The organism is Shewanella electrica (assembly GCF_022321485.1).
Classification (GTDB): domain Bacteria; phylum Pseudomonadota; class Gammaproteobacteria; order Enterobacterales; family Shewanellaceae; genus Shewanella; species Shewanella electrica.
In genome coordinates, this window is sequence record NZ_JAKOGG010000676.1 from 1 (window position 1) to 243 (window position 243).

Annotated in this window: 1 protein-coding gene; it reads right to left on the bottom strand. The window is 33.7% G+C overall.

What is annotated here, in order from left to right:
• Positions 1–209 (bottom strand): hypothetical protein (locus L9G74_RS21780; RefSeq protein ID WP_238898966.1); only part of this gene is annotated, 209 nt, incomplete at its 3' end.
• Positions 210–243 lie beyond the last annotated feature (34 nt).

A 243-nucleotide genomic window follows, 5' to 3' on the forward strand; every position in this document is an offset into this window, starting at 1 on the left:
CGTGAACCAAAATCGTAAAATCGTCGAAAACGATCGTATTCATCATTTAAATTTTGTAAGTCATCATCATTGGCATAGATTGCTCGAGAACCAAAATCATAAAAACGTTTGTTTGCTAATGAACGTTTTGCACGGAAATCAGTCATTCGTTCCTCTGATGGAAAAGCATTGGTCATGGTTAATAATGTTAGATAACCAACAATAAACATAAGAAGTATACTGATCGGTTGCATAGTATTAGAT